Source organism: Candidatus Nitrospira neuquenensis (assembly GCF_979578155.1).
Map to the genome: position 1 here is coordinate 37605 of NZ_CEFZDU010000002.1, position 23570 is coordinate 61174.

The 23570-nt window shown below is 72.2% G+C and carries 19 protein-coding genes; 7 read left to right on the top strand and 12 right to left on the bottom strand.

Annotation, left to right across the window (positions count from 1 at the left end):
• The first annotated feature begins 10 nt into the window (after window positions 1-10).
• The 3 genes from AC1U7O_RS00775 (at window position 11) to AC1U7O_RS00785 (ending at window position 2861) form a co-directional block, all read left to right on the top strand.
• Complete coding sequence (locus AC1U7O_RS00775) at window positions 11-1225, top strand: methionine adenosyltransferase (RefSeq protein WP_479892632.1); 1215 nt, start codon at window positions 11-13, stop codon at window positions 1223-1225.
• 16 nt (window positions 1226-1241) lie between these two features.
• Window positions 1242-2309 (top strand): AmmeMemoRadiSam system radical SAM enzyme, encoded by a 1068-nt coding sequence (amrS, locus tag AC1U7O_RS00780; RefSeq protein ID WP_479892633.1) that lies wholly within the window; start codon window positions 1242-1244, stop codon window positions 2307-2309.
• A 105-nt stretch (window positions 2310-2414) separates the two neighbouring features.
• Entirely contained in the window at window positions 2415-2861 is a 447-nt protein-coding gene (locus AC1U7O_RS00785) for a CBS domain-containing protein (RefSeq protein WP_479892634.1), read from the top strand.
• A 61-nt stretch (window positions 2862-2922) separates the two neighbouring features.
• On the opposite strand, the gene AC1U7O_RS00790 is transcribed toward AC1U7O_RS00785, so the two are convergent.
• The 7 genes from AC1U7O_RS00790 to AC1U7O_RS00820 all read right to left on the bottom strand — a co-directional run bounded on the left by AC1U7O_RS00790 (window position 2923) and on the right by AC1U7O_RS00820 (window position 10262).
• On the bottom strand, window positions 2923-3459 hold the full coding sequence (locus AC1U7O_RS00790; RefSeq protein ID WP_479892636.1) for a phosphoribosyltransferase: 537 nt from the start codon (window positions 3457-3459) through the stop codon (window positions 2923-2925).
• Between the two features lie 742 nt (window positions 3460-4201).
• On the bottom strand, window positions 4202-5116 hold the full coding sequence (locus AC1U7O_RS00795) for a hypothetical protein (RefSeq protein WP_479892637.1): 915 nt from the start codon (window positions 5114-5116) through the stop codon (window positions 4202-4204).
• Between the two features lie 34 nt (window positions 5117-5150).
• Entirely contained in the window at window positions 5151-5597 is a 447-nt protein-coding gene (locus AC1U7O_RS00800) for a hypothetical protein (RefSeq protein WP_479892638.1), read from the bottom strand.
• A 55-nt stretch (window positions 5598-5652) separates the two neighbouring features.
• A complete protein-coding gene (locus AC1U7O_RS00805; protein ID WP_479892640.1) occupies window positions 5653-6081 on the bottom strand; it encodes a hypothetical protein in 429 nt (142 codons plus the stop codon).
• 586 nt (window positions 6082-6667) lie between these two features.
• A complete protein-coding gene (locus tag AC1U7O_RS00810; protein WP_479892641.1) occupies window positions 6668-7330 on the bottom strand; it encodes a response regulator transcription factor in 663 nt (220 codons plus the stop codon).
• Window positions 7327-9726 (bottom strand): Lon protease family protein, encoded by a 2400-nt coding sequence (locus AC1U7O_RS00815; protein WP_479892642.1) that lies wholly within the window; start codon window positions 9724-9726, stop codon window positions 7327-7329. The genes AC1U7O_RS00810 and AC1U7O_RS00815 overlap by 4 nt, the downstream gene beginning before the upstream one ends.
• Window positions 9723-10262 (bottom strand): HPF/RaiA family ribosome-associated protein, encoded by a 540-nt coding sequence (locus AC1U7O_RS00820; RefSeq protein ID WP_479892643.1) that lies wholly within the window; start codon window positions 10260-10262, stop codon window positions 9723-9725. The genes AC1U7O_RS00815 and AC1U7O_RS00820 overlap by 4 nt, the downstream gene beginning before the upstream one ends.
• 519 nt (window positions 10263-10781) lie before the next feature.
• Between AC1U7O_RS00820 and AC1U7O_RS00825 the strand changes: the two genes are divergently transcribed.
• A complete protein-coding gene (locus tag AC1U7O_RS00825; protein WP_479892644.1) occupies window positions 10782-11879 on the top strand; it encodes a phosphotransferase family protein in 1098 nt (365 codons plus the stop codon).
• Between the two features lie 55 nt (window positions 11880-11934).
• A complete protein-coding gene (locus AC1U7O_RS00830; protein WP_479892645.1) occupies window positions 11935-12456 on the top strand; it encodes an adenylyl-sulfate kinase in 522 nt (173 codons plus the stop codon).
• An 83-nt stretch (window positions 12457-12539) separates the two neighbouring features.
• Here AC1U7O_RS00830 and AC1U7O_RS00835 read toward each other — a convergent pair whose 3' ends face one another.
• The 5 genes from AC1U7O_RS00835 to AC1U7O_RS00855 all read right to left on the bottom strand — a co-directional run bounded on the left by AC1U7O_RS00835 (window position 12540) and on the right by AC1U7O_RS00855 (window position 20299).
• Window positions 12540-14018 (bottom strand): two-component system sensor histidine kinase NtrB, encoded by a 1479-nt coding sequence (locus AC1U7O_RS00835; protein ID WP_479892647.1) that lies wholly within the window; start codon window positions 14016-14018, stop codon window positions 12540-12542.
• 137 nt (window positions 14019-14155) lie between these two features.
• On the bottom strand, window positions 14156-16084 hold the full coding sequence (locus tag AC1U7O_RS00840) for an ATP-binding protein (protein WP_479892648.1): 1929 nt from the start codon (window positions 16082-16084) through the stop codon (window positions 14156-14158).
• Window positions 16081-17886, bottom strand: a complete 1806-nt coding sequence (locus tag AC1U7O_RS00845) for an MEDS domain-containing protein (RefSeq protein ID WP_479892649.1) — start codon at window positions 17884-17886, stop codon at window positions 16081-16083. Before AC1U7O_RS00845 ends, AC1U7O_RS00840 begins: the two co-directional genes overlap by 4 nt.
• A gap of 37 nt (window positions 17887-17923) precedes the next feature.
• Window positions 17924-19321 (bottom strand): MEDS domain-containing protein, encoded by a 1398-nt coding sequence (locus AC1U7O_RS00850; RefSeq protein ID WP_479892650.1) that lies wholly within the window; start codon window positions 19319-19321, stop codon window positions 17924-17926.
• A 114-nt stretch (window positions 19322-19435) separates the two neighbouring features.
• Entirely contained in the window at window positions 19436-20299 is an 864-nt protein-coding gene (locus AC1U7O_RS00855; RefSeq protein WP_479892651.1) for a universal stress protein, read from the bottom strand.
• Window positions 20300-21199: 900 nt separating this feature from the next.
• On the opposite strand from AC1U7O_RS00855, the gene AC1U7O_RS00860 reads away from it, so the two are divergent.
• Together AC1U7O_RS00860 and AC1U7O_RS00865 are read left to right on the top strand one after the other, a co-directional pair.
• Window positions 21200-22534, top strand: coding sequence for a cyclic 2,3-diphosphoglycerate synthase (locus tag AC1U7O_RS00860; protein WP_479892652.1), 1335 nt, complete (start codon window positions 21200-21202; stop codon window positions 22532-22534).
• Window positions 22527-23543: a carbamate kinase gene (locus tag AC1U7O_RS00865; protein ID WP_479892654.1), complete on the top strand. Its 1017-nt coding sequence runs from the start codon at window positions 22527-22529 to the stop codon at window positions 23541-23543. The genes AC1U7O_RS00860 and AC1U7O_RS00865 overlap by 8 nt, the downstream gene beginning before the upstream one ends.
• Window positions 23544-23570 lie beyond the last annotated feature (27 nt).

Consider the following 23570-nt stretch of genomic DNA (forward strand, 5'->3'; position numbering starts at 1 on the left):
AGGGTCCCGCATGACAGCCGACATTTCAGTGCTGGAAGCCCCGGCCGTCCCCGTGGCGGAGCAACCGATCGAGGTCGTGGAGCGGAAGGGCAAGGGCCATCCGGACACGATCTGCGACGCGGTCTCCGAGCGCGTGTCGCTCGCGCTGACCGCGGCCTACCGCAAGGCCTTCGGCCGCATCCTGCACCACAACGTGGACAAGGGGCTCTTGGTCGCGGGGGAGGTCGAATGCCGCCTCGGCGGCGGACGGGTGATCGAGCCCATGCGGCTGGTGATCGGCGACCGGGCGGCGCGCGGCGTCGGCCGCCGGACGCTGCCCGTGGAGGCCATTGCCGTGACCGCCGCGCGCGAGTGGATCGCGGAGAACCTGCCGCGCGTGGACCCGCGCCGCCACCTGCGCTACCAGGTGGAGCTGAAGCCGGGCTCGACGGAGCTGGACGCGATCTTTCGCGCGCCGCGCGGCCCGCTCCCCGCCAACGACACCTCGGCCGCGGTCGGCTACGCGCCGCTCACGCCGACCGAGCGGCTGGTGATCGACCTGGAGCGCCACCTCAACGGGCCCCTGTTCAAGCAGGCCTTCCCGGAAACCGGCGAGGACGTGAAGGTGCTGGCCATCCGGCGCGGGCGCGAGCTGGATCTGACGGTGGCGATGCCGTTCCTGGCCGCGGCGATCCGGTCGGAGGCCGGGTACTTCAAGGCCAAGGCCCGGGCGCTGGCGGCGATCGAGACCTACGTGCGGCGTCATCCGCTCGCCTGCCCGCGCGTGCGCGTCGCGCTGAACGCGCTCGATCGGCGGGGGCGTGGGCTGGAGGGCATGTACCTCTCGCTGCTCGGCACCTCCGCCGAGCAGGGCGATTCCGGGCAGACGGGGCGCGGCAACCGGGTCTGCGGCGTGATCGCGCTCAACCGGCCGATGAGCGCCGAGGCGGCCGCCGGCAAGAATCCCGTCAGCCACGTCGGCAAGATCTACAACCTCCTCGCCCACGAGCTGGCCGTGCGCGCGCACGCGCAGGTGCCGGGCCTCCGGGAGGTCACGGTCTGGCTCGCGAGCCGGATCGGCGAGCGGATCGACCGCCCGGCCCTGGCGACGGTGCAGGCGAGCTTCGCCCCCGGCCAGTCGCTCAAGCGGGCGGCCCCGGCCGTCCGCCGGGTCGTGCAGGAGGGCCTCGCGGACGCCGAGGCCTTCTGCGAGGCGCTGGCCGTGGGCCGCTATCCGGTCTGGTGACCCGATGGAGCGCGGGTTGTTGCGCAGGGCCCTGTTCTACGAGGAGGAGGCGGACGGGCGCGTCCGCTGCACCCTCTGCCCGCACGAGTGCCGGATCGCCCCGGGGCACCGCGGCGCCTGCGGCGTGCGGATCAACCGCGGGGGCGCGCTCGTCACGCTCGTCGGCGACCGGGTCATCGCGCAGGAGGTGGACCCGATCGAAAAGAAGCCCCTCTTCCACTTCCTGCCCGGCTCGACCGCCTACTCGATCGCCACCGTCGGCTGCAACCTGCGCTGCACCTTCTGCCAGAACTGGGAGATGTCCCAGGGGCCCAAGCTGTCCGAGCGGGAGGCGCCGGCCTTCGTCTGCCTGCCGGTCGGGCGGGCGCCGGAGGATACGATCCCGGGGCTGCCGACGACGCCGGCGGCGCTGGTGCACCGGGCCGTCGCCCGCCGCTGCGCCTCCGTCGCCTACACCTACACGGAACCGACGGTCTTCTTCGAACTCGCGCTGGACACGGCGGCGGCGGCGAAGGCGGCGGGGCTCCGGAACGTCTTCGTGACGAACGGCTTCACCGCGCCGGCCGCGATCCGCATGGTCGCGCCGTACCTGGACGCCGCGAACGTGGACCTCAAGAGCTTCCGCGACGCCTTCTACGCGCGCGTCTGCGGCGGGCGGCTCGCCCCGGTGCTGGACGCGATCCGGCTCTACCGGGAGCTGGGCGTCTGGATCGAGCTGACGACGCTGGTCATCCCGGGCCTGAACGACTCAGAGGCCGAGCTGCGCGACCTGGCCGCCTTCATCGTCCGCGAGCTGGGGCCGGGCGTGCCCTGGCACGTCAGCCGCTTCTATCCCGCCTTCAAGATGAGCACGGGGGAGAATACGCCGCTGGAGACGCTCCTGCGCGCCGCCCTGATCGGCCACGAGGCGGGCCTGGAGCACGTCTACCTGGGCAACGCGCCGGAGGCGAGCGGCGAGGAGACGCGCTGCGCGGGCTGCGGCACGCTCGTGATCCGGCGGGCCGGGCTCACCCTGATCGAAAACCGCCTCCGGGGCGGCGCCTGTCCGGTCTGCCGCCGGCCGGTGGCGGGAGTCTGGGAGTAGGCAGTGAAGATTGGGAGATTGACGATCGGGGAGATCGAGGGATTGGGGGATGGCAGGTTGGGGAGTCGCAGTCGGGCCGGGCCCGGGGAGGGCGAGGAGGGCAGGATGGCGAATCAGAAGACGGAGATCGGGGACCGGCAACTGGCGGAGTTCTGCCGGCTGACCGTGGAGCGGTTCATGGAGCGGGACGTGCAGGTCGGCCACCGGCAGACGAAGGCCGACGTGCTGGCCTCGCAGATGATCGAGGGGTTCGGCGCGGTGCCCATCGTGGACGAGGCGCGGCGCCTGGTGGGGATCGTGAGCGAGTACGACCTCCTCGGGGCGCTAGAGCGGGGCCATCGCTGGAGCGAGGTCGCGGCCGAGGAGATCATGTCGCCCAACCCCTACGCGATCCGGCCGGAGACGAACGTGGGCACCCTCGTCCGCGTGCTGCGGGACAGCCAGCTCATCCGGGTGCCGGTCGTGGACAAGGACGGCAAGCTCGTCGGCATCGTGGCCCGGCGGGACATCCTGTTCGGCTACCTGAACTGCGGCCCGGCGGGGAAGACTTGACGAGGGGGAGCGATGAGCGAGCGCGCCCTGGCCGAGTCGAGCGAGGTCATGACGCCATCCTTCAATCACTCGAGTCTTGCTCCACCAGGCCCACGTAGGGCAGGGCGCGGCCCTCGCCCCGCAGGTCCAGCCCGTAGCCGATGAGCCAGCCGTCCGGTGCGGGAAATCCCACGTAGTCGGCCCGTGAGCCGGCGCCGCCGGTCCGTCGCGCCAGGAACGCGCAGACGCGGAGCCAGGCCGGGCGCGCGGCGCGGAGCCGGTCGAGCACCGCGGTGATCGAATCCCCCGAGTCCACCATCTCATCCACCACCAGCACGGCGCGGCCCGCGAGGTCGGCGGGGAGGCGCTGCTCCACCTCGACCGGGCGGGAGGGATCGGTCGCGGATCCATAGTGGGAGACGCGGAGGAAGGCCACCTGCGGGTCCACGCTGCGGCGCGCGAGCGCGCGGGCGAGGTCGGCCATGAACACGAAGCTCCCGGTCAGGAGGCCGAGGAGCAGGACCGGCCGACCGTTCAGGTCGGCCGCGACCGCCTTGGCCAGCTCGTCCACCCGCGCTGCGATGGCGCGCTCGTCGATCAGCATACGATGGGGCAGCATGGCTCCTCCTCGGGCGGCCGCCGGTCCGTGGAACCGGCCGGCGCCCTGCGATCATCGGCTCTCCGTCAAAATGATGCAAGCGGCTCATTCCATCGGCCGCTGCGAGGCCGTAAGGTGAAGACGAGCGGAGGAACCGCCACGAGGAACAACCGAGCGCAGGGGGTCGAGCGCAGGGGTGGTGCGCAGGCCCGGTCGGCCGGGAAGCCTGAAGCCCCTCCGAGATTCCCACCGTGGAAAGCAGCATCGAGGCGGCCTCCGCTCAGCTCGTTCCGCTCGTCAGTCAGGGCGTCCGTCATTGCGGCGAGAGGGGGATTCCGTCATCCTTACCTTCGTCATTGTGGCGGAAGGTCGTCACCCCGGACATTTTTCATCCGGGGCCGGAATCCAGGGAGTTCGGACTGGACCCCGGCGTGCGCCGGGGTGACGGACTGGGCCCCGGCCCCGGATTGAGAATGTCCGGGGCAGGCTTTCGCCGGGGTGACGGAGGAGGAGCGGCGTGCGCCGGGGTGAGCGGGTTCGGCCGCGCGGCCTGAGCGCCGAGCGGAAGGCCAGGGTCCGACGCGCCGGCTCTCGGCCGGCGGATGATCGAGTTCTCCGCCCTCCCAACCCTGCTCTCGCTCGACCATCGGCCACGACAAACGATCGGCGCCGCAGCTCCCGGCCCGCTGCGGCGCCGACCTGACTCGATCTGCGATCGTCACGCTCCGATCCGGCCGGCAGTCCTCCTGCATGGTCCGTCCGGTCAGGCCGCGCGGGCCGTGGGCCAGGCGAGGCAGCGCTTGCCGCAGGTGACCGGCCCGTCGTGGAAGGCGGTGCAGGCCGCCACCTCGTAGGGCGTCTCCCCGCTGGTGAGCATCGTCACGGCCACGTCCCGGTCGGCCTCCTCGCAACGGGCCTCGATCCGCCTGGCGCCGGGCCCTCGATGTTCCAGGAACGCCGCTCCGGCGCCGATCAGGAGCGCGACGCCGCCGAGAATGCCCAGCAGGAGCATCGGCTCCGCGCCGTCGCCGGCCGTCCGCCTCGGCTCGACCGAGGGCCGGCCCGCCGTCCGCTCGGCCTCCCTCATCGCGACGCGCGCGGCGGCCATCAGGGTCTCCTGCGAAGCGGCCGGCTCGCGCGCGGCCCGGTCGAGTGCGCCGACCGCCGCCACCAGGCTCCGCCCGTAGGCTTCCTCGGCCGCGCCCAGGCGGGACGCGACCGCCAGGCCCTCCGTCACGATCCGCCGGCCCAGGACGGGCTGGGCCCGGGTCTCGGCCTCCCGCGCCATCGCCGCGAACTCCGGTCCGTTCCAGTCGGCGGGCAGCTTGAAGCGCGTTTCCAGGAACAGCCGGCGGCCCTCCGCGGCCGTCCTCGCCGCGGCGGCCAGCTCGGGAATCCAGGCCGCCTCGCGGATCTTGGCCTGTTGCAGGGTGACGATGGCCCTGCCCAGGGCCGCCTGCGTCGAGGCGCGGGCCTCCTCGGCCGCGGCCGGGGCGGCGAGCGCCTCGGCAATCGACCGATCCATCTGCTCCGCGAGGAACGTCGCGGCGTCGGTCTCGCCGGCGGGCGCGAAGGGAGGTCGCTCCACGCCCAGCCAGGCGAAGAAGAAGGCGGCGCCGGCCAGGGTCGTCACCGCCCCCGCCATGACCGCCATGTCGTTGTGATCCAGGCACCTCATGGGCCTACCCTCCTGTTGCGTCCGCTCGGTGGTCCTATTCGCTGAGGTAGATCATCTCGTCCCACCACCGCATCGGGTCGTAGCGCGCGATGTGGCGGCTGATGTCGTGGAACTTGGCCGGCGTCGCCTCGTAGCAGTAGTCGAACAACCGGTCCGCCTCCGCGGCGGAGATGCCGTGTTCCCGCTTTGCCAGCATGTCCATGAACGTGTTCACGCCCCTGTACACTCCCGGCTGGTCGCCGCGCTCCAAGGCGGCCTTGACCACGATGAGCTGCCCGACGTAGGGCTCGAAGGCGGCGTCGGTGCCGGCGGCGTTGGCCTGCGCGATCTTCACCTCGTTCGTGAGCCGGTCGATCCAGCCGTGGTAGCCCTCGTAGTCGCCGCCGAAGGCCCAGCTCGGCGCGGGCACCAAGGCCAGGACCAGCAGGCCGACGGGCGCGGCGAGCGGGAGCGTCCCGCTTCTCTGAATGTGTTCCGTCATGGCCGTTCCCTCCTCTCTTGGGTTTCGCCCCGGGCGAAACCGGGTGACTCGGTCCTCATCCTGCCGTGAGCGGCGGGTCCGCGGCCGCCCGGTGGCGGCCCCGGAGGTGCCGGCTGATGTCGTGGTAGGCCGCGGGCGTGACCTGCTCGCAATAGTTCCAGATCGCTTCCGCGGCCTGCGGTGCGATGCCGCCCTCCCGGGCCTCCAGCATGTCCATCAGGCGGTTCATCGCGGCAAAGACCCGCGGATGGTCGCCGGCCCGCAGGGCGGCCCGGACGCGGGACAGTTGCTCGTAGTAGGGGGCGAAGTCGCCGTTCCCGTCGTGCATCTGCTCGAAGGTCACGAAGGTGGTCAGGCGGTCGAGCCACCCGGTGTCCGCCGATTCGGCGCCCGCCGCGCGCGGCGTGAGCAGCAACAGCGCGAGCAGCAGCGTGGCGAGAAGCGCCAGGAGCACCGTCTGCTGATGTCGGGCGTGGGTCGTCATGGTTGCAGCATACGTCCGGCCCCGCGCCCTGCCAATGGGCCGGGCGCCTCATTTTGAAGGAAGCGAGAATGCATCAGGCAAAGCCACCTCTTGGCCGTCATCCCGGTATTCCGTCATTGCGGCGGAAGGTCGTCACCCCGGACATTTTTCATCCGGGGCCGGAATCCAGAATCCCAGACTGGACCCCGGCTTTCGCCGGGGTGACGGAGGAGGAGCGGCGTGCGCCGGGGTGACGGATTGGGGGTGAACCGGCGCCGGGGCGACGGAATAGGGCGCAACCGCGGAGGGAGTTACTTCGGGCCGCTTCCGTCATTCCGGCGCAAGGTCGTCACCCCGGACATTTTTCATCCGGGGCCGGAATCCAGGTCCGACTCCCACGGACCCAGACTGGACCCCGGCTTTCGCCGGGGTGACGGAGGAGGAGCGGCGTGCGCCGGGGTGACGGAGGAGGAGCGGCTTTCGCCGGGGTGACGGAGGAGGAGCGGTGTGCGCCGGGGTGACGGAGGAGGAGCGGCGTGCGCCGGGAGGACGAGTGAGGGACCGGGGTGACGAGTGAGGGGCTGGGTGACCGTCGGCCGATGGCCTCCTAGCTTCGTCCCGGGTGGTACGCCAGGGCGAGGGCTTCCAGGCGGCTGTGGGCGCCGAGCTTGTCGAGGATGTGCTGGACGTGGTTGCGGACGGTGGCGGGGCTCACGCAGAGGGCGTCGGCGACGGCCTTGGTGGACTTGCCGAGGGCGAGCTGGCGCAGGACCTCGCGCTCGCGGCGGCTCAGGGGCAGGTCGGGCGACAGGTCCGGCGGGGGGGCCGTCGCCGGCGCGGGGCAGGCGGGCGTGCCGCAGCAGAGGGCGGTGCGCAGCTCCTCGACCAGCCGGCGGGCCCGCGCCTGGCCGGTCACGTCGCGGAACAGGTGGACGGACCCGAACCGTCCGCCCTTGCCCAAGGGCAGCGGGAGCGAGCTCACGTTGAGGCAGAGCGGGCGGCCCGCCTTGGTCCGCACCCGCATGTCGAAACTGCGCGCGCCCGTTCCCGCCCGCACCTGCGCCGCGACCGCGCAGGCCGGGCCGCACAGCGGCCGGCCGTCCGTCGTCTCGCCGCGCAGGACCTCATGGCAGGGCCGTCCCACGACGTCCGCCGCGCGCCAGCCCGTCATCCGCTCCGCGGCGCGGTTCCACAGGACGATCCGCCCCGTCTCGTCCAGGAGGAACGCGCCGTCGGCGGCGCGCGCGAGCATGGCGGCCAGCGCCTTCATGGCGACTCGCCCTGATTCCCCCAGTCCTCCACCAACGAGGCCATCTCCTCCAGCCGCTTCGCCGCACGGCCGAAGACGCTGTCCGCGGGGTAGGCGCCGTCCGCGCCGCGCTCGCCGGCCGGGAGGCCGGTCAGCAGCTCGACGGCCTGCTCGACGCGGTCCACGGCGTAGACGGTGAACCGGCCGGCCTCCACCGCCTCGACCACCTCGGGCCGCAGCGCGAGATGCGCGACGTTCCGGGCCGGGATCACGACGCCCTGGTCGCCGGTGAGCCCCCGCCGGCGGCAGGACTCGAAGAAGCCCTCGATCTTCTCGTTCACCCCGCCGATCGGCTGCACCTCGCCGAGCTGGTTCACGGAGCCGGTCACGGCCAGGGCCTGGCGCACGGGCGCGTCGGCGAGGCTCGACAGCACGGCGATCAGCTCGGCCAGCGCGGCGCTGTCGCCCTCGACCTCCGAGTAGGTCTGCTCGAACGTGAGCGTCGCGCTCAAGGCGAAGGGATGGCCGGCGGCGAAGGTGCCGGCCAGGTACCCGGCGAGCGTCAGCACACCCTTGCTGTGCACGTGGCCGGCCAGCTCCGCCTCCCGCTGGATGTCGATGACGCCCTTCGTGCCGGGGAAGGTGCGGGCGGTGATGCGCGAGGGCCGGCCGAACGCGTGGTCGCCGAGCAGGTGCACGGACAGGCCGTTGACCTGGCCGACCACCTCGCCCGTCACGTCCACCATCAGGATGCCCTCGCGGATCTCCCGCTGCACCCACTGCTCGAGGAGGTCGGCGCGCCGGCGCTTCTTGGCCAGGGCCTGGACGACGTCGTCCCGCCCGACGACGGCGCGGCCCGCCTGCCCGGCCCAGAAGGCCGCCTCGCGCACCACGTCGCTCAGGAGGCTCAGCCGCAGCGAGAGGCGGTCGCGGCGCTCCGCGAGGCGGAGGCCGTGGCGGATCAGCTCCGCGACCGCGTCCGCGCCGAAGGGCGGCAGGTGCTCCTCGCGGCAGAGGTGGGCCACGAAGCGCGCGATGCGCAGGTCCTGGTCGGCGTCGCGCGCGACGTCGAGGTCGAAGTCGGCCTTCACCTTGAAGATCTTCTGGAAGTCCTCCTCGTAGGCCTGGAGCAGGTGGTAGAGGAACGGCGGGCCGACGAGGATGACCTTCACGTTCACGGGCAGCGGCTGCGGCCGCAGCGCCGTCGTGGAGAAGCCGAACAGCTCGCCCGGGTCCTCGATCTTCACCTCGCGCGTCTTGATCGCGCGCTTGAGCGCCTCCCAGGCGAAGGGCTGGCGCAGCACGTCCAGGGCGCTCAGGATCAGGAAGCCCCCGCTCGCCTGGATGAGCGCGCCGGCCTTGATCTCCGTGAAGTCCGTGAACACGATGCCCAGGTGGGCCTTGCGCTCGATCTTGCCGATCAGGTTGCTGTAGGTCGGGTGCGACTCGTCCACGACCGGCGCGCCCGCGTCCGCCTCGTGCTCGACGACGAGGTTGACCTGGTAGCGCGTGAGGTCGGGCCCGCGCCCGGGCAAAGACGGCAGGAAGGGCAGGGCCGGCGCCTCCTGTGGGAGGAAGTCCCGGTAGTTGGCCAGGATGTCCTCGTGGACGCGATCGAGGTAGTCGAGCACGGGCGGCAAGTCCTGGACCGGCTGGCGCAGGACCGCGAACCGGCTCTCCAGCATGTTCTTGACGACGAGACGGTCCATGGCGCGGACGCGCTGCTCCACCTCGTGATCCAGGCCGTGGAGCCGCACCTGGAACTCCCGGATCTCCGCCTCCATGGCCCGCCGCCGCTCGACCATCTCCTGCCGCTCGGCCTCGGGCAGCGTGGCCAGCTCCTCCTCGCTCAGGGGGGTGCCCTGGCGCAGGGGTACGAGGCGGAAGCCCGTCGGGGTCTCTTCGAACTCGAAGCCGCGGGCCTTGCCCAGGTCGGCCAGCTCGGCGAAGAGGGCCCGTTTCCGGGACTCCGTCTCCTCGATGATCTTCGCCCGTGCCTCCAGGTAGGGCGTGCTCTCGAAGACCTTGGGCAGGTCGCGGCGCAGGCCCTCGATCAGCCCGACCATCGCCTGCTTGAAGGCGCGGCCCCGGGAGGCGGGGAACGCCAGGCAGGTGGGGCGCGAGGGGTCGCGGAAGTTGTTGACGTAGCACCAGTCGGGCGGCGCCGGCAGCTCGCGGGCGAGGCGCCGGACCATGGTCTTGGCGATCGTCCACTTGCCGGCGCCCACCGGGCCCGCCACGTAGAGGTTGAACCCCGGGCTCGGCATCCGCAGGCCGAAGGTCAGGGCCTCCACGGCCCGCTCCTGCCCGATGGGCTCCTCCAGCGGCGTCAATTCGCTCGTGTCGGCGAAGCCGAGGGCCGCCGGGTCCACGCGCGGCGCGAGCGCCGAGGGAGGCAGCGCGTACCGCCCGCTCACGGCTCAACCGGCGGGCGCCGGACCGCGGTCGCCTGCGGGCCCTTGGCGCCGGGCTCGACGTTGTAGGCGACCTCCAGGCCGTCCTCCAGCTCCGCGAAGCTCAGGCCCTTTAGCGCGTGCTCGTGGAAATAGACCTCGCCGCCGCCCTCCTCGAGGATGAACCCGTAGCGCTCCCGCGGGAAGAGCTTGCAGATGACGCCGCGCAGCGGGATCGCCGGCCCCCGGACCTCCGTGGACGCCCGCTTCTCGCGCAGCTTGCGCAGCTCGATTTCCACCGAGGCGAAGGCCGCGCGGATCGCTTCCTCGAAGGTCTTGTCCTCCTTGCGCGCGGCGACCGTGTGCCGGCTGGGCAGGGTGACCACGACCACGGCCTCCGCGACGAAGTCCGCCTTCTTGTGGTGGGGATTCTTGGTCAGGGTGACCCGGCCGTGGGTAAGGTCGTTCTGGACGCGCCGGAGGTCGGCCATCCGGCTTTCGATCTCGGCCTTCCAACGGGGTGTCATGCCGACGTTCCGACTCTCGATGCGTAGGTCCATCCTGGTTGCCTCCTCGCTGAAGTGGGCGCGCCGTGCTCGCCCCACGGCCTCGCAAGGCCTGTGCCATGGCCCGATGCCTCCGCCGCGCCCAAGTCCTTGATTGATCGGGTCGCGTTGCGCGCCGGCCCGCGGGCCTCCGGGCGGCCGGCGGCGGTGGCGCGTTTTTCCTCAGTCCGGCCTGGACGACTGGAGCCGAACGCAGCAGTGTCAATCGCCGGCCGTGGCGTCGTTGCCGCGGCGGAGGGTCGTCCCCCTCCGTCACCCCGGCGCACACCGCCCCTCCTCCGTCGCCCCGGCGCACGCCGGGGCCCAGTCCGAACTCCCTGGATTCCAGCCCCGGATGAAAAATGTCCGGGGCGACGACCTTGCGCCGGAACGACGGAGGGGAGAAAGGACGGAGGGCCGGAATGACGCAGGCCGCTCGCGGCTGGGAGCCGGTCGAGGAATCGGGCTTGCTTCTCCTCGGACTTTCCTCTATAGGCTGAAGGCTGCTTGGGGGACCTCGATGGCTCCATCGCGATGCCCACTTTGACGGCCGACCAGATCGACGCCTACCTGCGCGCTCGGTTCGGGCCCACGGCGCGCCTGCTCGCCTTCGGCCGCATCGGCGAGGCCTCCTCCGGCCGCAGGGCCAAGCGCTACGGCTACGGCCGGCCCGTCCTCCTCACGTTCCGGGTCGGCCGGGCGGTGCACAAGGCCGTGCTGGGGACGATGAGCCCCGGCCCCTTCGGCCACGAGCACATGGCCGACCGCGCGCAGGCGATGTTGTGGGACTACGACTCGTTCGGCCGGCTCCCGCGCCACGTGGCCGCGCTCGACGTGGGGGCCTTCGCGGAGGACGGCTCGCTGTTCTCCGTCGCCCGCGCGAAGGAATACTTCGTGCTGACCGGCTGGGTCGAGGGCCGCGGCTACAACCTGGACCTGGAGCGGATCGCAAGGACCGGCCAGCTCGGGGCACTCGACCGGAGGCGGATGCGCGCGCTCGCCGACTATCTCGTCGCCGTCCACGGGGTCAAGAAGCGGGATCCGCACCTCTACCGGCGCCGGCTGCGGGAGCTGGTCGGCCACGGCGAGTGCATCATGGGGCTGACCGACAGCTACCCCGACCGCGTCGGCTTCATCACGCCGGACCTGCTGCGGGGGATCGAGGAGGCGGCCAACCGCCGCCGGTGGGCGCTCCGGCACCGGACGAATCGCCTCTCGCAGGTGCACGGCGACTTCCATCCGTGGAACGTGCTGTTCCGGCGGGGGACGGATTTCAGCGTGCTCGACCGCTCCCGCGGGGAGTGGGGCGAGCCGGCCGACGACGTGACGAGCATGACGATCAATTACCTGTTCTTCTCGCTGCGGCGCTGGGGGCGGCTGCGCGAGCCCTTCGCGGGGCTGTTCCGCGGCTTCTGGGACCGCTACCTGGAGCGGAGCGGGGACGCGGGCGTGCTCGAGGCGGCTGCGCCGTTCTTCGCCTTCCGCGGCCTCGTCGTCGCGAGCCCGCTCTGGTACCCGGACCTGGCGCTCCCGACCCGTCGCGCGATCTTCAACTTCGTCGAGCATGTGCTCGCCGACGAGCGGTTCGACCCGGCGGAGGCGAACAGGTATTGCGGGGTCGGCGGCAAGTGAGCACGTGCGCGAGCGCACAAGTGCCGAGTCAGGAAGCGGGCACGCAGCACGCAAGATGAGTTTCGCCGTTTGGTTGACGGGCTTGCCGGCGTCGGGGAAGAGCACCGTCGCGGCGGCGCTGCGGGCGCGGCTGGAGGCGCGCGGCCTGCCGGTCGAGGTGCTGGAATCCGACGCGGTCCGGCGCGTCGTCACGCCCGCGCCGACCTACTCGCTCGAGGAGCGCGAGCAGTTCTACCGGGCGCTTGCGTTCTTCGGCAGCCGCCTCGTCGCCCGCGGGACGGTCGTCCTCTTCGACGCGACCGCCACCCGCCGCGCCTGGCGCGACTTGGCTCGCTCGCTGATCCCGCGCTTTCTGGAGGTGGCGGTGGAATGCCCGCTGGAGGTCTGCCTGGCGCGCGACCGGAAGGGGACCTACCGGAAGGGGCGGACCGGCGAATCGGCGACGGTGCCGGGGCTCCAGGCTCCCTACGAGCCGCCGGAGCGGCCGGAGGTGCGCCTGGACACGACGCGCCTCGGCGCGGAGGCGGCGGCGGACGTGATCCTCGCCGCCCTCGCGGACGCCGGTTACCTAAAGTAGCCGGCGGCGTTCGGCTCTCCGCCTCGCCGTTCCGGCGATCCGCCATCGCGGCGCCGGCCGGGACGCGGCGCGCGGCCGACGGCTCAAGAGCGAAGGCCGGCCCGCGCCGGCAGACGGACGACGAACGTCGTCCCATTGCCCGGCTCGCTGTCGTAGGCGATGGTGCCGCCCAGGCCCATCAGGATCCGCTTGACCGTCCATAGGCCCAAGCCCGTGCCGCCTCCCGCCGCCTTCGTGCTGAAGAAGGGCTCGAACAGCCGATCCCGATGCTCCGGCGCGATCCCCGGGCCGTCGTCCCGGATGCGGATCTCCACCCGGCCGTCTTCGGCGACCGAGGCGGCGACGTCCAGCGTCCCGCCCCCCTTCGCCTCCGCCATCGCCTGCGAGGCGTTCAGGATCAGGTTCAGGAGGACCTCGTGCAGATCCTGCGGGTCCGCGACGACGGGCGGCAGGTCCGGTGCGAGGTCCGTGGTCACCCTGATCTGGTGCATCATCAGCTCCGAAGCGAGCAGGTCGAGCGTTTCCCGGATCGCCGCGGGCAGCGAGCAGGTCTCGCGACGGAACGTCCGCGGATGGGCGAGCGTCACGAACCGGTCGATGATCTCGGTGAGCCGCTGCACCGCCGTCTCCGCCTTCTCCAGGTCGGCGGCGAGGTCGGGGCGGGGAGGGTCGTCAGCGAGCCGCTCGCCGATGAGCTGCAGGTAGCCGCTGAGGATGAACAGCGGGTTGCGGAGCTGGTGCGCGATCGCGCCGACCAGTTCGCCCATCGCGGCCACCCGCGCCGTGTGCCTCGCCTGGGCCTCCATCTGCTTGCGGTCGGTGTGGTCCTCGATGAAGCCCTCGTAGGACCGGACCCGTCCCTCCGCGTCCCGCACGGCCTGCACCTTGCCCTTGACCCAGATCGTCCGCCCGTCCAGCCGCCGGAGCCAAAACGCCAGCTCGACCTGGCCCCGCCCCTCTCGGGCGGGCCCTTCCCAGACCCGTCGGTCCTCGGGATTCACGTAGAAGGCGTCGGAGGGCGTGCGCCGCAGGGTGTCCAGGTCTGGACAGCCCAGCAGGTCGAGGAGCGCCCGGTTGCCGTCCAGGACCTGGCCCGAGGGCGAGCAGCAGAACAGGCCGACCGGCACGCGCTCGAACAGCTCGCGATAGCGGGCCTCCGCCTCCTGGAGTTGGGTGCGGGCGGCCCGCGCGTCGAGCGCGGACCGGATGGCGGCGGGGAGCCGGACCAGGTGCTCGGGGGACTTGAGGATGTAATCGTCCAGGCCGGCCTTCATGGCCTGCACGGCGATTTCCTCGCTGCCGCTGCCGGTGAACATGATCACCGGGCAGTCGGGACAGCGGGTGCGTACCGTGCGCAGCACCGTGAGCCCGTCGGACCAGCCGAGCTGATAGTCCGTGACGACCACCCGGGGCCGCTCGTCGGTCAGGGCCTTGTCCAGCGCCCGCTGGTCCGTGACCGTTTCGACGCGGGAGTCGGGAAACTCCCGCGCGAGGAGGGCGCAGGCCAGATGGCGAATCTGAGGATCGTCGTCCACCAGGAGGATGTGCGGAGAAGACGCCACGCTCCGGTCCCCGACACGGTTCGCAACGACGGAAAAACGGGACCCTTGCCGCCTCCGACGGCGGTAGGATAGCGACCGACGGCGGCCGGTGCAATCGAAAAAACGGTTCCATGACCCGGTCCCTCGGAATCAAGGCGTCACGGCCCCGATGCCGCTCGATCCTCCGCCGTCGCCGGCAGCCGGACGATGAACGTCGTGCCGCGGCCGACCTCGGTCTCGAAGGTCACGGTGCCGCCGAACTGTATCAGGAGCATGCGGACGGTCCAGAGTCCCAGGCCCATGCCCTCCTCCGGCGGTTTGGTGGAGAAGAAGGGCTCGAAGAGCCGTCCCCGATGCTCGGGCGCGATGCCGGGCCCGTCGTCCTGGATCCGTACCTCGATCCACGAGGCCCCCCCTCCCGTGCCCTCCCCCGCGGCGGGGGGAGGGGAGGGTGGGAGCATCGCCAAGTCGGCTGACAGCGTGGCGCTCACCGCCAGCGTCCCCTTCCCGTGCGCCGTGCTCATGGTCTGGATCGCGTTCAGGATCAGGTTCAGGAACACCGCTTGGAGCTGGTGGGGATCGGCCCAGACGGGCGGCAGGTGGGGCGCGATGTCGGTCAGGACGGTGATCTGGTTCCTCATCAGCTCGTTGGCCAAGAGCTCCAGAGTCCGTCGCAGGACCATCTGCACGAGGCAGCGCTCCGGCCGGCCCACGGCGGGCCGCGCCAGCGCCAGGAAGCGATCCGTGATGCGGATGATGCGGTCGGCGGCCGCCCGCACCTTCTTCAGGTCTTCGGGCAGGTCGGCATACTCCCGGCGCTGCAGCTTCTCTTCGCACAGTTGCAGCTCGCCGGTCAGGATGAAGAGGGGGTTTCTCAGCTCGTGCGCGATCCCGCCGACCAACTGGCCCAGCATCGCCAGCCGTTCGAGGCGCTGGTTGCGCGCCTCCAGCGCCTTGCGCTCCGTGATGTCCTCGTAGATGCCCAAGACCCCGAAGACCCGTCCCTCCCGGTCTGTCAGCGGGACCTTGCTCGTCCTCAGCCACAGCACGCTCCCGTCCGGCCGGTGCTGCGGCTCCTCGTAGTTGAGCTTGGCCCGGCCGCTATCCATCACCGCGCGGTCGTCGGCCCGGTAGACCTCGGCCGTTTCTTTCCACGGCAGGTCGAAATCGGTCTTGCCGACGATGGCGTCGGGCTCCTCCACCCCCGCGGCCTCGGCGAAGAGGCTGTTGCAGCCCAGGTAGCGGCTCTCGCGGTCCTTCCAGAAGATGTACTGGGGGATGGCGTCGAGGGCCTGGCGGAGCATCGCGCGCGACCGCGCCAGCGCCTCCTCCGCCCGCTCGCGCTGGGCGACCTCCGCGGCCAGTGCTTGATTGGTCGCCCGGAGCTGCGCCGTGCGCTCGCTCACCCGCTGCTCCAGCTCGGCGTTGAGGCGGCGGATTTCCGCTTCGGCCCGCCGGCGCTCGACCAGGGCGCCGATCAGCTTGGCGGCCGTCGCCACCCGGTGCTTGGCGAGCGCGATCAGCGACTCCGGCCGCGGCGCGTACGCCGCCGCCTCGCGCCGGAGCGTCTCGACGGGCAAGCCGTAGCGCTCCGCGACCTCGCGCAGCCGCTCCGGGGCGTCGGGCGGGGTGCCGTAGCCGAAATTGATGGCCCCGACGACCTCGCCCCCGGCGTGGATGGGGACCGCATAGATGCGGATGCCGCCGAGGCAGGGCAAATCCACCGGCTCGTCCTTGTCGATCGACTCCTTGGAAATGGCCCAGCAGGACTCGTGACAGTGCCACTTGCCGCAGGCCAGCGCCTCCCGGTTGTCCGTCGTGCCGCACCCCTCGCGGGACTTGGCGTCGAGCAACCGGCACCAGCCGGAGGAAAAGAGGCCCAGCGCGTAGTCGCCGGTCCTTTCGTAGACGGCGGCCGACGTTTCGAGCAGCGCCAGGTACTCGGCCACGATGTCGGTCAACAGGTCCTCGCCCACCGCGTCGAGCACCAGCCGCGACGAGTTGAGTGCGTTCAGGCGGCCGTACGGCTGCGCCTGCCACGACGGTCCGGGCTGCGGTCTCTGTTCAGGGGCGTCGGAGGGGCTCATCGCTCGCTTCCTTCAGCAACGGGCAGCCGGACGATGAACGTCGTGCCGCGGCCGACCTCGGTCTCGAAGGTCACGGTGCCGCCCAGGTCCTGGACGATCGTCCGCGTGGTCCACAGCCCGAGGCCCGTGCCCTCGTCGGCCGGCTTGGTCGTGAAGAAGGGCTCGAAGAGCCGGTCCCGATGCTCGGGCGCGATGCCGGGCCCGTCGTCCTGGACGCGGACTTCGATCCAGCCCCGCCCTCCCGCGTTCTCCGCGGCGGCGTCCCCGCGCCGGTCCTGCTCCGCGTCGGTCGCGAGCCTCGCCGTCACCGTCAGCGTGCCCCCGCCGTGCGCCGCCGCCATGGCCTGCACGGCGTTCAGCACGAGGTTCAGCAGGGCCTGGTGCAGGTGCGCCGGGTCCGCCGAACAGGGCGGCAGGTCCGGCGCGAAGTCCGTCACGACCGCGATGCGCCGCTTCGTAAGCTCGGCCGAGAGGAAGTCCAGCACGCCCTCGACGAGCGGGGTGATCGAGCAGACCTGTAACGACGGGCGGGCCGGCCGGGCGAAGGACAGGAACCGCCGCGCGGTCCCGTCCATGTGCCGGACGGCCTCGGCGACCTTCTCGATGTCGGTCTCCAGCCCCTCGTACTCCCGGTTCGCCACCTTCTCCTGCAGCAACCGGATGCGGCCGTTCACGACGAACAGCGCGTTCTTGATGTCGTGGGCGATGCCGCCGAGCAACTGCCCCATCGCCGCGAGCCGCTCGATCCGCTGGGCGTGGCTCTCCATCTGCTTGCGGGCGGTGATGTCCTGCTTGATCGCGACGAAATGGCGGATCTCGCCGCCGTCGTCCCGCACCGGCGCGATCGCCATCTCCTCGTGGTACAGGGCTCCGTCCTTCCGCTTGTTGACGAGCTCGCCGCGCCACACCCGCCCCGCGGTGATCGTGCCCCACAGGCGTCGGTAGAATTCCAGGTCCTGGCGGCCGGACTTGAGCAGGCGCGGGTTCCGGCCGATGGCCTCCTCCGCCGCGTAGCCCGTCATCGTCGTGAAGGCGGGGTTGACCCATTGGATCGTGCCCTCGCGGTCGGTGATGACGATGCCGCTGGCCGACGCCTCCAGGGCGCGGGCGACGAGCCCGATCCGCGCCTCGTCCCGCCCGCGCTCGGTCAGGATCTTCAGCCGCTGCTCCAGCTTGGCGGCGGACCGGTCCTCGGCGAGGACGGCCTTGGGCGGCAGGTAGCAGGGGTTGTCGCGGACCTCGACGCCCACCGCGACGATCGGGTGGGTCTCCAGGACGTCGAGCTGGATCTCGGCGGTGAACCGCCGGCGGTCGTACTGGCAGAGGACCAGGCAGCGGCCGCCCGGGAGGAGCTCGTTCAGCTTCGCCTCGTACTCGCTCAGCCGCTCGGGGCCGGGGAGGCCCCGCAGGGCCCAGGTCATCTCGCCGGTCACGCGGAGCGCCGGGCAGCCGTCCGCGACGGCCTGGTCGGTCTCGGCCCGCAGGAACGCGAGCAGCCGCTCCGGGTCGAAGGCGCCTGCGCGAAAGGAGACCTCCGGCCCGGCCAGGAAGCGCAACCGGCCCCCCGCGAGGAAGGGCGTCGCGTCCAGCCCGTCCCGTCGGAGGGAGGCCAGGATCGCCTCGGCCGTGTCGGCGTCCGCAAGGTAGAGCACCCGCTCGCCCTGCTCGAGGCCCCGGCGGAGGAAGGGCGTCACGAGCGCCCGGTGCTCCTCCTCGGTCTGGTAGAGGAAGCAGAGGTGCGCCCCGGTCTTCAGGGCGGCGAGGGCGGGCGCGGGGGAGGAACGCGGCGTCGAATCGTCCATCGGGGAGCCTCCGCGGCGAGACGGTGGCCGCCGCTCGTCAGGGCGCGACGCCGCTCGGGGCGTCCACCGCCCCTGACCCGGCCGCTGCGTCGGCGTCCGGCTCGCGCGGAAGGGCCTCGCCGGCCGCCTCCGGCAGGTAGAGCGTCACCCGCGTGCCCTCGCCGACCGCGCTGCTGATCGTCAGATGGCCGCCGTGCCGCCGCACGATCCCGTGTACGACGGAGAGGCCGAGGCCCGCGGAACCGCGGTCGGCCTTGGTGGTGAAGAAGGGCTCGAACACGACCTCCGTCAGGTTAGCCGTGATGCCCACGCCGCTGTCGGCGACGGTCAGGGTCACGTAGTCGCCCGGGGGGACGGGGGCGGGGTCCGCCGCCAGCGCTTCCCGCAGCCGGCACCGTCCCGTCTCGATCGTCAGCCGGCCGCCGCAGGGCATCGCCTCGCGGGCGTTGGTCGCCAGGTTGAGGAGGGCCTGCTCGAGCTGTCCGGCCTCGGCCCGGACGATCGTCGGCTCGGGGGAGGGGCGGAGGTCCAGAACGATGCGCTCGCCGGCTAGCCGGACGAGGCGCTCCCGCAGCCCGCCCAGCATCACCCTGAGGTCGAGGGGGGTGGGCTGCGCGCTCCGTGGCTGGCCGAGGGCCAGCAACTGGGCGGTCAGGGCCGTGCCCCGCCGGCCGGCCTCGCGGATCGCCTCGAGCGCCGACCGTTGGAACGCATCCGCGCCGGCCCGGGCGAGCAGGAGGTCGCTGTAGCCGCCGACGACGGTCAGCAGGTTGTTGAAATCGTGGGCGAGCCGCCCCGCCAGCCGCCCGACGGCCTCCATCGTCCGGGTGAGGCCGCCGGTGCGCAGGTCGCCGTGCGTGCCGGCCCGGCACAGCACCGTCCGCCGGCCCCCCCGCTCGACCAGGCTCATGTCGTGGGTCCGGGCGAGGTCCAGCACGTCGCGCCCGCCGCGGCTCCGGAGGTCGTAGGTGCAGAGGACGAGGGCGGGCCGGTCGCCGATCGCCCCGTGGAGGGCTTCCTCATAGGCCAGGAAGTCCGCCCACCGGGCCTTCGACAGCCAGGTCGTGTTGCCGGTCACGCGCAGCCCCTCGAAGCCCCGCTCGCCCGCGCGCCGGGCCCGCTCGGTCCAGCCCTCGATCACCCGCTCCGCGGAAAAGTCTCCGCCGCGCAGGTACCAGTCGCCGTAGGGCAGGATCTCGACCTGGCCCCGTTCCAGATGGCGGTCGAGGTCGGGGACGGCGCGGCGCAGGAGGTCCGCCGCGGTCTTCTCGTCGAGCGGGTCGGAGGTGATCCAGAGGCAGTACTCGTTGTCCCGCAGCCCCTGGGCGAAGTAGGGTACGAGCAGGGCGGCGAGCTCGGCGTCCGTCTGGTAGAAGTGGCAGAGGTGGGTGCCCCAGGGCACCGCGCCGAGCGGATGGATGGCGGTCTGTCGCATGAGAGCCTGTTCCTTGGTACCGGCTTTCAGTTTACGCTCCGGGCTCTCGGGCAGTCCAGCGGAGAATTCCGGGGGCGCCCTGCGGCTGCGGGGAATCACGCAGTCGCTTCCTCGTCACCGCACCACCAGCACCGGGCAGGGCGCCCGGTGCAGGACAGTATGCGAGACGCTGCCCAGGAAGAACCGGCCGGCCCCGCTGCGGCCGTGGGAGCCGACCATGATGAGGTCCGGCTCGGCGTCCGCCGCCCGCTTGGCGATCGTCAGACCGGGCGCGCCCATGTTGATCTCGCCCGTCGCCTCGTAGCCGAGCGTCGCCAGCCGGCCGGCCACGTCCTCGACGAAATGCCGCGCGCATTCGACGGCCTTCTCGACCAGCAGCGCGCTGTCCGTGATGCCCGCGGGCCAGAGGGGCTGAGCCAGCGGCATGACGGTCAGGACCGTGACCCGGGGCGGGTGTTTGAACGGCTGCTTCGCCAGGAACGCGAGGGCCCGCTCCGCGTCCTCCGGGCCCTGAAGTGCCAGCAGCACGTGGCCCATCGTCCGCGCCGGGCGGTTCACCACGAGCACGGGGCAGGGCGCCTGGGTGATCACGCGGTGGGACACGCTGCCGAAGACCAGTTCCTTGACGGGCCCGACCCCGCGCGCGCCGACGACGATCAGCTCGATGCCGTCCCGCTCGGCCGCGGCGAGGATCGTCTCCGCGGGCTTGCCGACTTCGATGCGGCGGGTCACCGCGCCGGCCTGGAAGGGCAGGACCGACACGATGCGGTTGAGCAGACGCTCGCCGTCCTCCCGCATGCTGCGCTCGACCGTCGCGTAGATCTCCGCAGCGACCTCCGGCATCATCATCGGGTAGGCCGGCTTCGGCACGTCGATGACGTGCAGCAGCACCAGCGGCGCGGGCGCGGCGAAGTGACCGACCGCCCGTGCGGCCTCGTAAGCGGTGTCCGATCCGTCCACGGCGAGCAGCAGTTTCATGGCAGACTCCCTTTGCGATAGACCGCCCTGCCGGCGATCCGGACCCTGACGATCATCCCCGCGTCCGTCATTCCTGCCCCTCCGTCATTCCGGCGGAAGGTCGTCACCCCGGACATTTTTCATCCGGGGCCGGAATCCAGGTTCCGGACTGGACCCCGGCGTCCGCCGGGGTGACGGACTGGGCCCCGGCGTGCGCCGGGGCGACGGGACTGGGGTCAACCGTCCGCCGGGGTGACGAGAGCATCCGTCATTCCGGCGAAAGCCGGAATCCAGGTCTTCAATCCACGGACACCGCTTCCCGATGGCGCTGGGCGATCTCGGCGTTCAGGACGGCGGTCATGGGCTGCTCCGCTTCTTGCATGACTCAGAGGCCATGGCGCTCCGGTTGCCGGAACTAGCAGCAATCGTGCCGACAGAAACGCCGGTTTACGCAGGGAACTGCACGGTATGGCGTGGAGCGACGGTCCACGAATGCCACAGTCCGCGGGCTGGCGGTGGGGAGAATGGACACAGGGGGAGGAGGCGATCAGACTCGTCGTTCCGGCGGAAGGTCGTCACCCCGGACATTTTTCATCCGGGGCCGGAATCCAGGTTCCGGACTGGACCCCGGCGTCCGCCGGGGTGACGGACTGGGCCCCGGCGTGCGCCGGGGCGACGGGACTGGGGTCAACCGTCCGCCGGGGTGACGAGAGCATCCGTCATTCCGGCGAAAGCCGGAATCCAGAATCGCAGACTGGGCCCCGGCGTCCGCCGGGGCGACGGGACTGGGGTCAACCGTCCGCCGGGGTGACGAGAGCATCCGTCATTCCGGCGAAAGCCGGAATCCAGAATCGCAGACTGGGCCCCGGCGTCCGCCGGGGCGACGGTCTTGCTGACGGCTGATCGCTTCTTTGCTCTTCCATGGAACGCACCAAAATTCTGATCCTCGGCGCCGCGGGACGCGACTTCCACAACTTCAACGTCGTGTTCCGGGACGATCCCCGCTGGGAGGTCGTGGCCTTCACCTCGGCGCAGATTCCCAACATCGAGGGCCGGCGCTATCCGGCGGAGCTGGCCGGGCCCCTCTACCCCGAGGGCATCCCCATCCTGGCGGAGCGGGAGGGCGCAGCCCTGCTGGAGCGGGAGGCCATCGGCCAGGTGATCTTTGCCTACAGCGACGTCGCGCACGAGGAGGTCATGCACCGGGCCTCGGCGGCGCTCGCGGCGGGCGCCGACTTCCGGCTGCTGGGCCCGCGCGCGACGATGCTCCGGTCGAGCAAGCCGGTCGTCTCGGTCTGCGCGGTGCGGACCGGCTGCGGCAAGAGCCCGGTCGCGCGGCGCGTGGCGGCGCTGCTCCGGGAAGCGGGCCTCCGGCCCGCGATCGTGCGCCATCCCATGCCCTACGGGGACCTGGCGACGCAGGCGGTCCAGCGCTTCGCGACCCTCGACGACCTGCGGGCGGCCGACTGCACGATCGAGGAGCGGGAGGAGTACGAGCCGCACCTCGCGCGCGGGGACGTCGTCTACGCCGGCGTGGACTACGGGCGGGTCCTGCGCCTGGCCGAGTCCGAGGCGGACGTGATCCTCTGGGACGGCGGGAACAACGACCTGCCGTTCGTCGAGCCGGACCTGGAGATCGTGCTGCTGGACCCGCACCGGGCGGGCCACGAACGCGCCTACTTTCCCGGCGAGGCCAACCTGCTGCGCGCCGACGTGCTGGTGCTGACCAAGCTGGACACGGCGGAGCCGGGTCGCGTGGAGGCGGTGCGGGCGGCGGCCCGCGCGGCGAACCCGCGCGCGCTCGTGATCGAGTCGGCCATGCCGGTGACGGTGGATGCGCCGGCCCGCCTGCGCGGCGCGCGGGTGCTCGTCATCGAGGACGGCCCGACGCTCACCCACGGCGGGATGACTTACGGCGCCGGCGTGCTCGCGGCGCTCCGCGAGGGCGCGCGGGAGTTCGTGGACCCCCGGCCCTTCGCGGTCGGGAGCCTCGCGCGGTTGTACCTCGACCATCCGCACCTCGGGGCGGTGCTGCCGGCCATGGGCTACGGCGCGGCGCAGCTCCTCGAGCTGGAGCAGACGATCCACCGGACCGACTGCGACGTGGTCGTGATCGCCACGCCGGTGGACCTGCGGCGGCTCATCACGATCCCGCAGCCCGTCTGCCGCGTGACCTATGAATTCCGGGAGCTGGGCCGGCCCACGCTGCGCGAGGCGCTGGCCGGGCTGATCGAGCGGGCGAGGACGCATGCCTGAGCTCGTGCTGGTGGCGCTCGGCGGCAACGCGCTGGTCCGGCCCGGCGCGCGCGGCACGCTGGAGGAGCAGGCGGCGACGCTGCGCGAGGCGCTGCGGGTCGTCGTGGAGCTGATCGAGCGGGGCTTCCGGGTCCTGCTGACGCACGGGAACGGTCCGCAGGTCGGCCACATCCTGCTCCGCGTCCGGGCGGCGCGCGGCCTGGCCTACGACCTGCCGCTGGACGCCTGTGTGGCCCAGTCCCAGGGGGAGACGGGCTACCTGATCCAGGCGGCGCTGGAATCGCGGCTGCTGACGCGCGGTCGGGACCGGCCGCCGGTCGTCGCCCTGCTGACGCGGACCCTCGTGGACCGGCACGACCCGGCCATGGACGCGCCGAGCAAGCCCGTCGGGCCCTTTTACGACGAGGCGGAGGCGCGGGCGCTGCGGGCCGCCGGCGCGGCGGTGAGGGAGGACGCCGGGCGCGGCTGGCGCCGCGTCGTGCCGTCGCCGCGGGCGCTGCGGGTGCTGGAGGCCGAGGCGGTGGCGCGGCTGCTGGAGGCCGGGCACGTCGTGATCGCGGCGGGCGGCGGCGGGATTCCCGTGCGCGTCGCGGACGACGGCTCGCTCGCCGGCGTCGAGGCCGTCGTGGACAAGGACCTGGCGTCCAGCGTGCTCGCGGTGGAGCTGGGCGTGGCGCGCATCCTGGACCTCACCGCCGTGGACGGCGTCAAGCTCCGGTTCGGCACCCCGCAGGAGCGGCCGCTGGCCTCGCTGACCGTGGCCGAGGCCCGCCGCTACCTGGCGGAGGGCCACTTCGCCCCCGGCAGCATGGGGCCGAAGATCGAGGGGGCGATCCATTTCCTGGAGCGCGGAGGGCGGGAGGTGCTCATCACTTCGCCGGAGCGCGCGCTGGAGGCGTTGGAGGGCCGGGCGGGCACGCGGCTGACGGCCGACGGGGGCGGCGGCCCGCTCGTCCCCGGCGCACGCCGGCGCCGGAACGTGCGGGACTGGTCGGGTGCCCGGCTCTAATCCGGTCGAGCCACGCGAGCTCAAGGA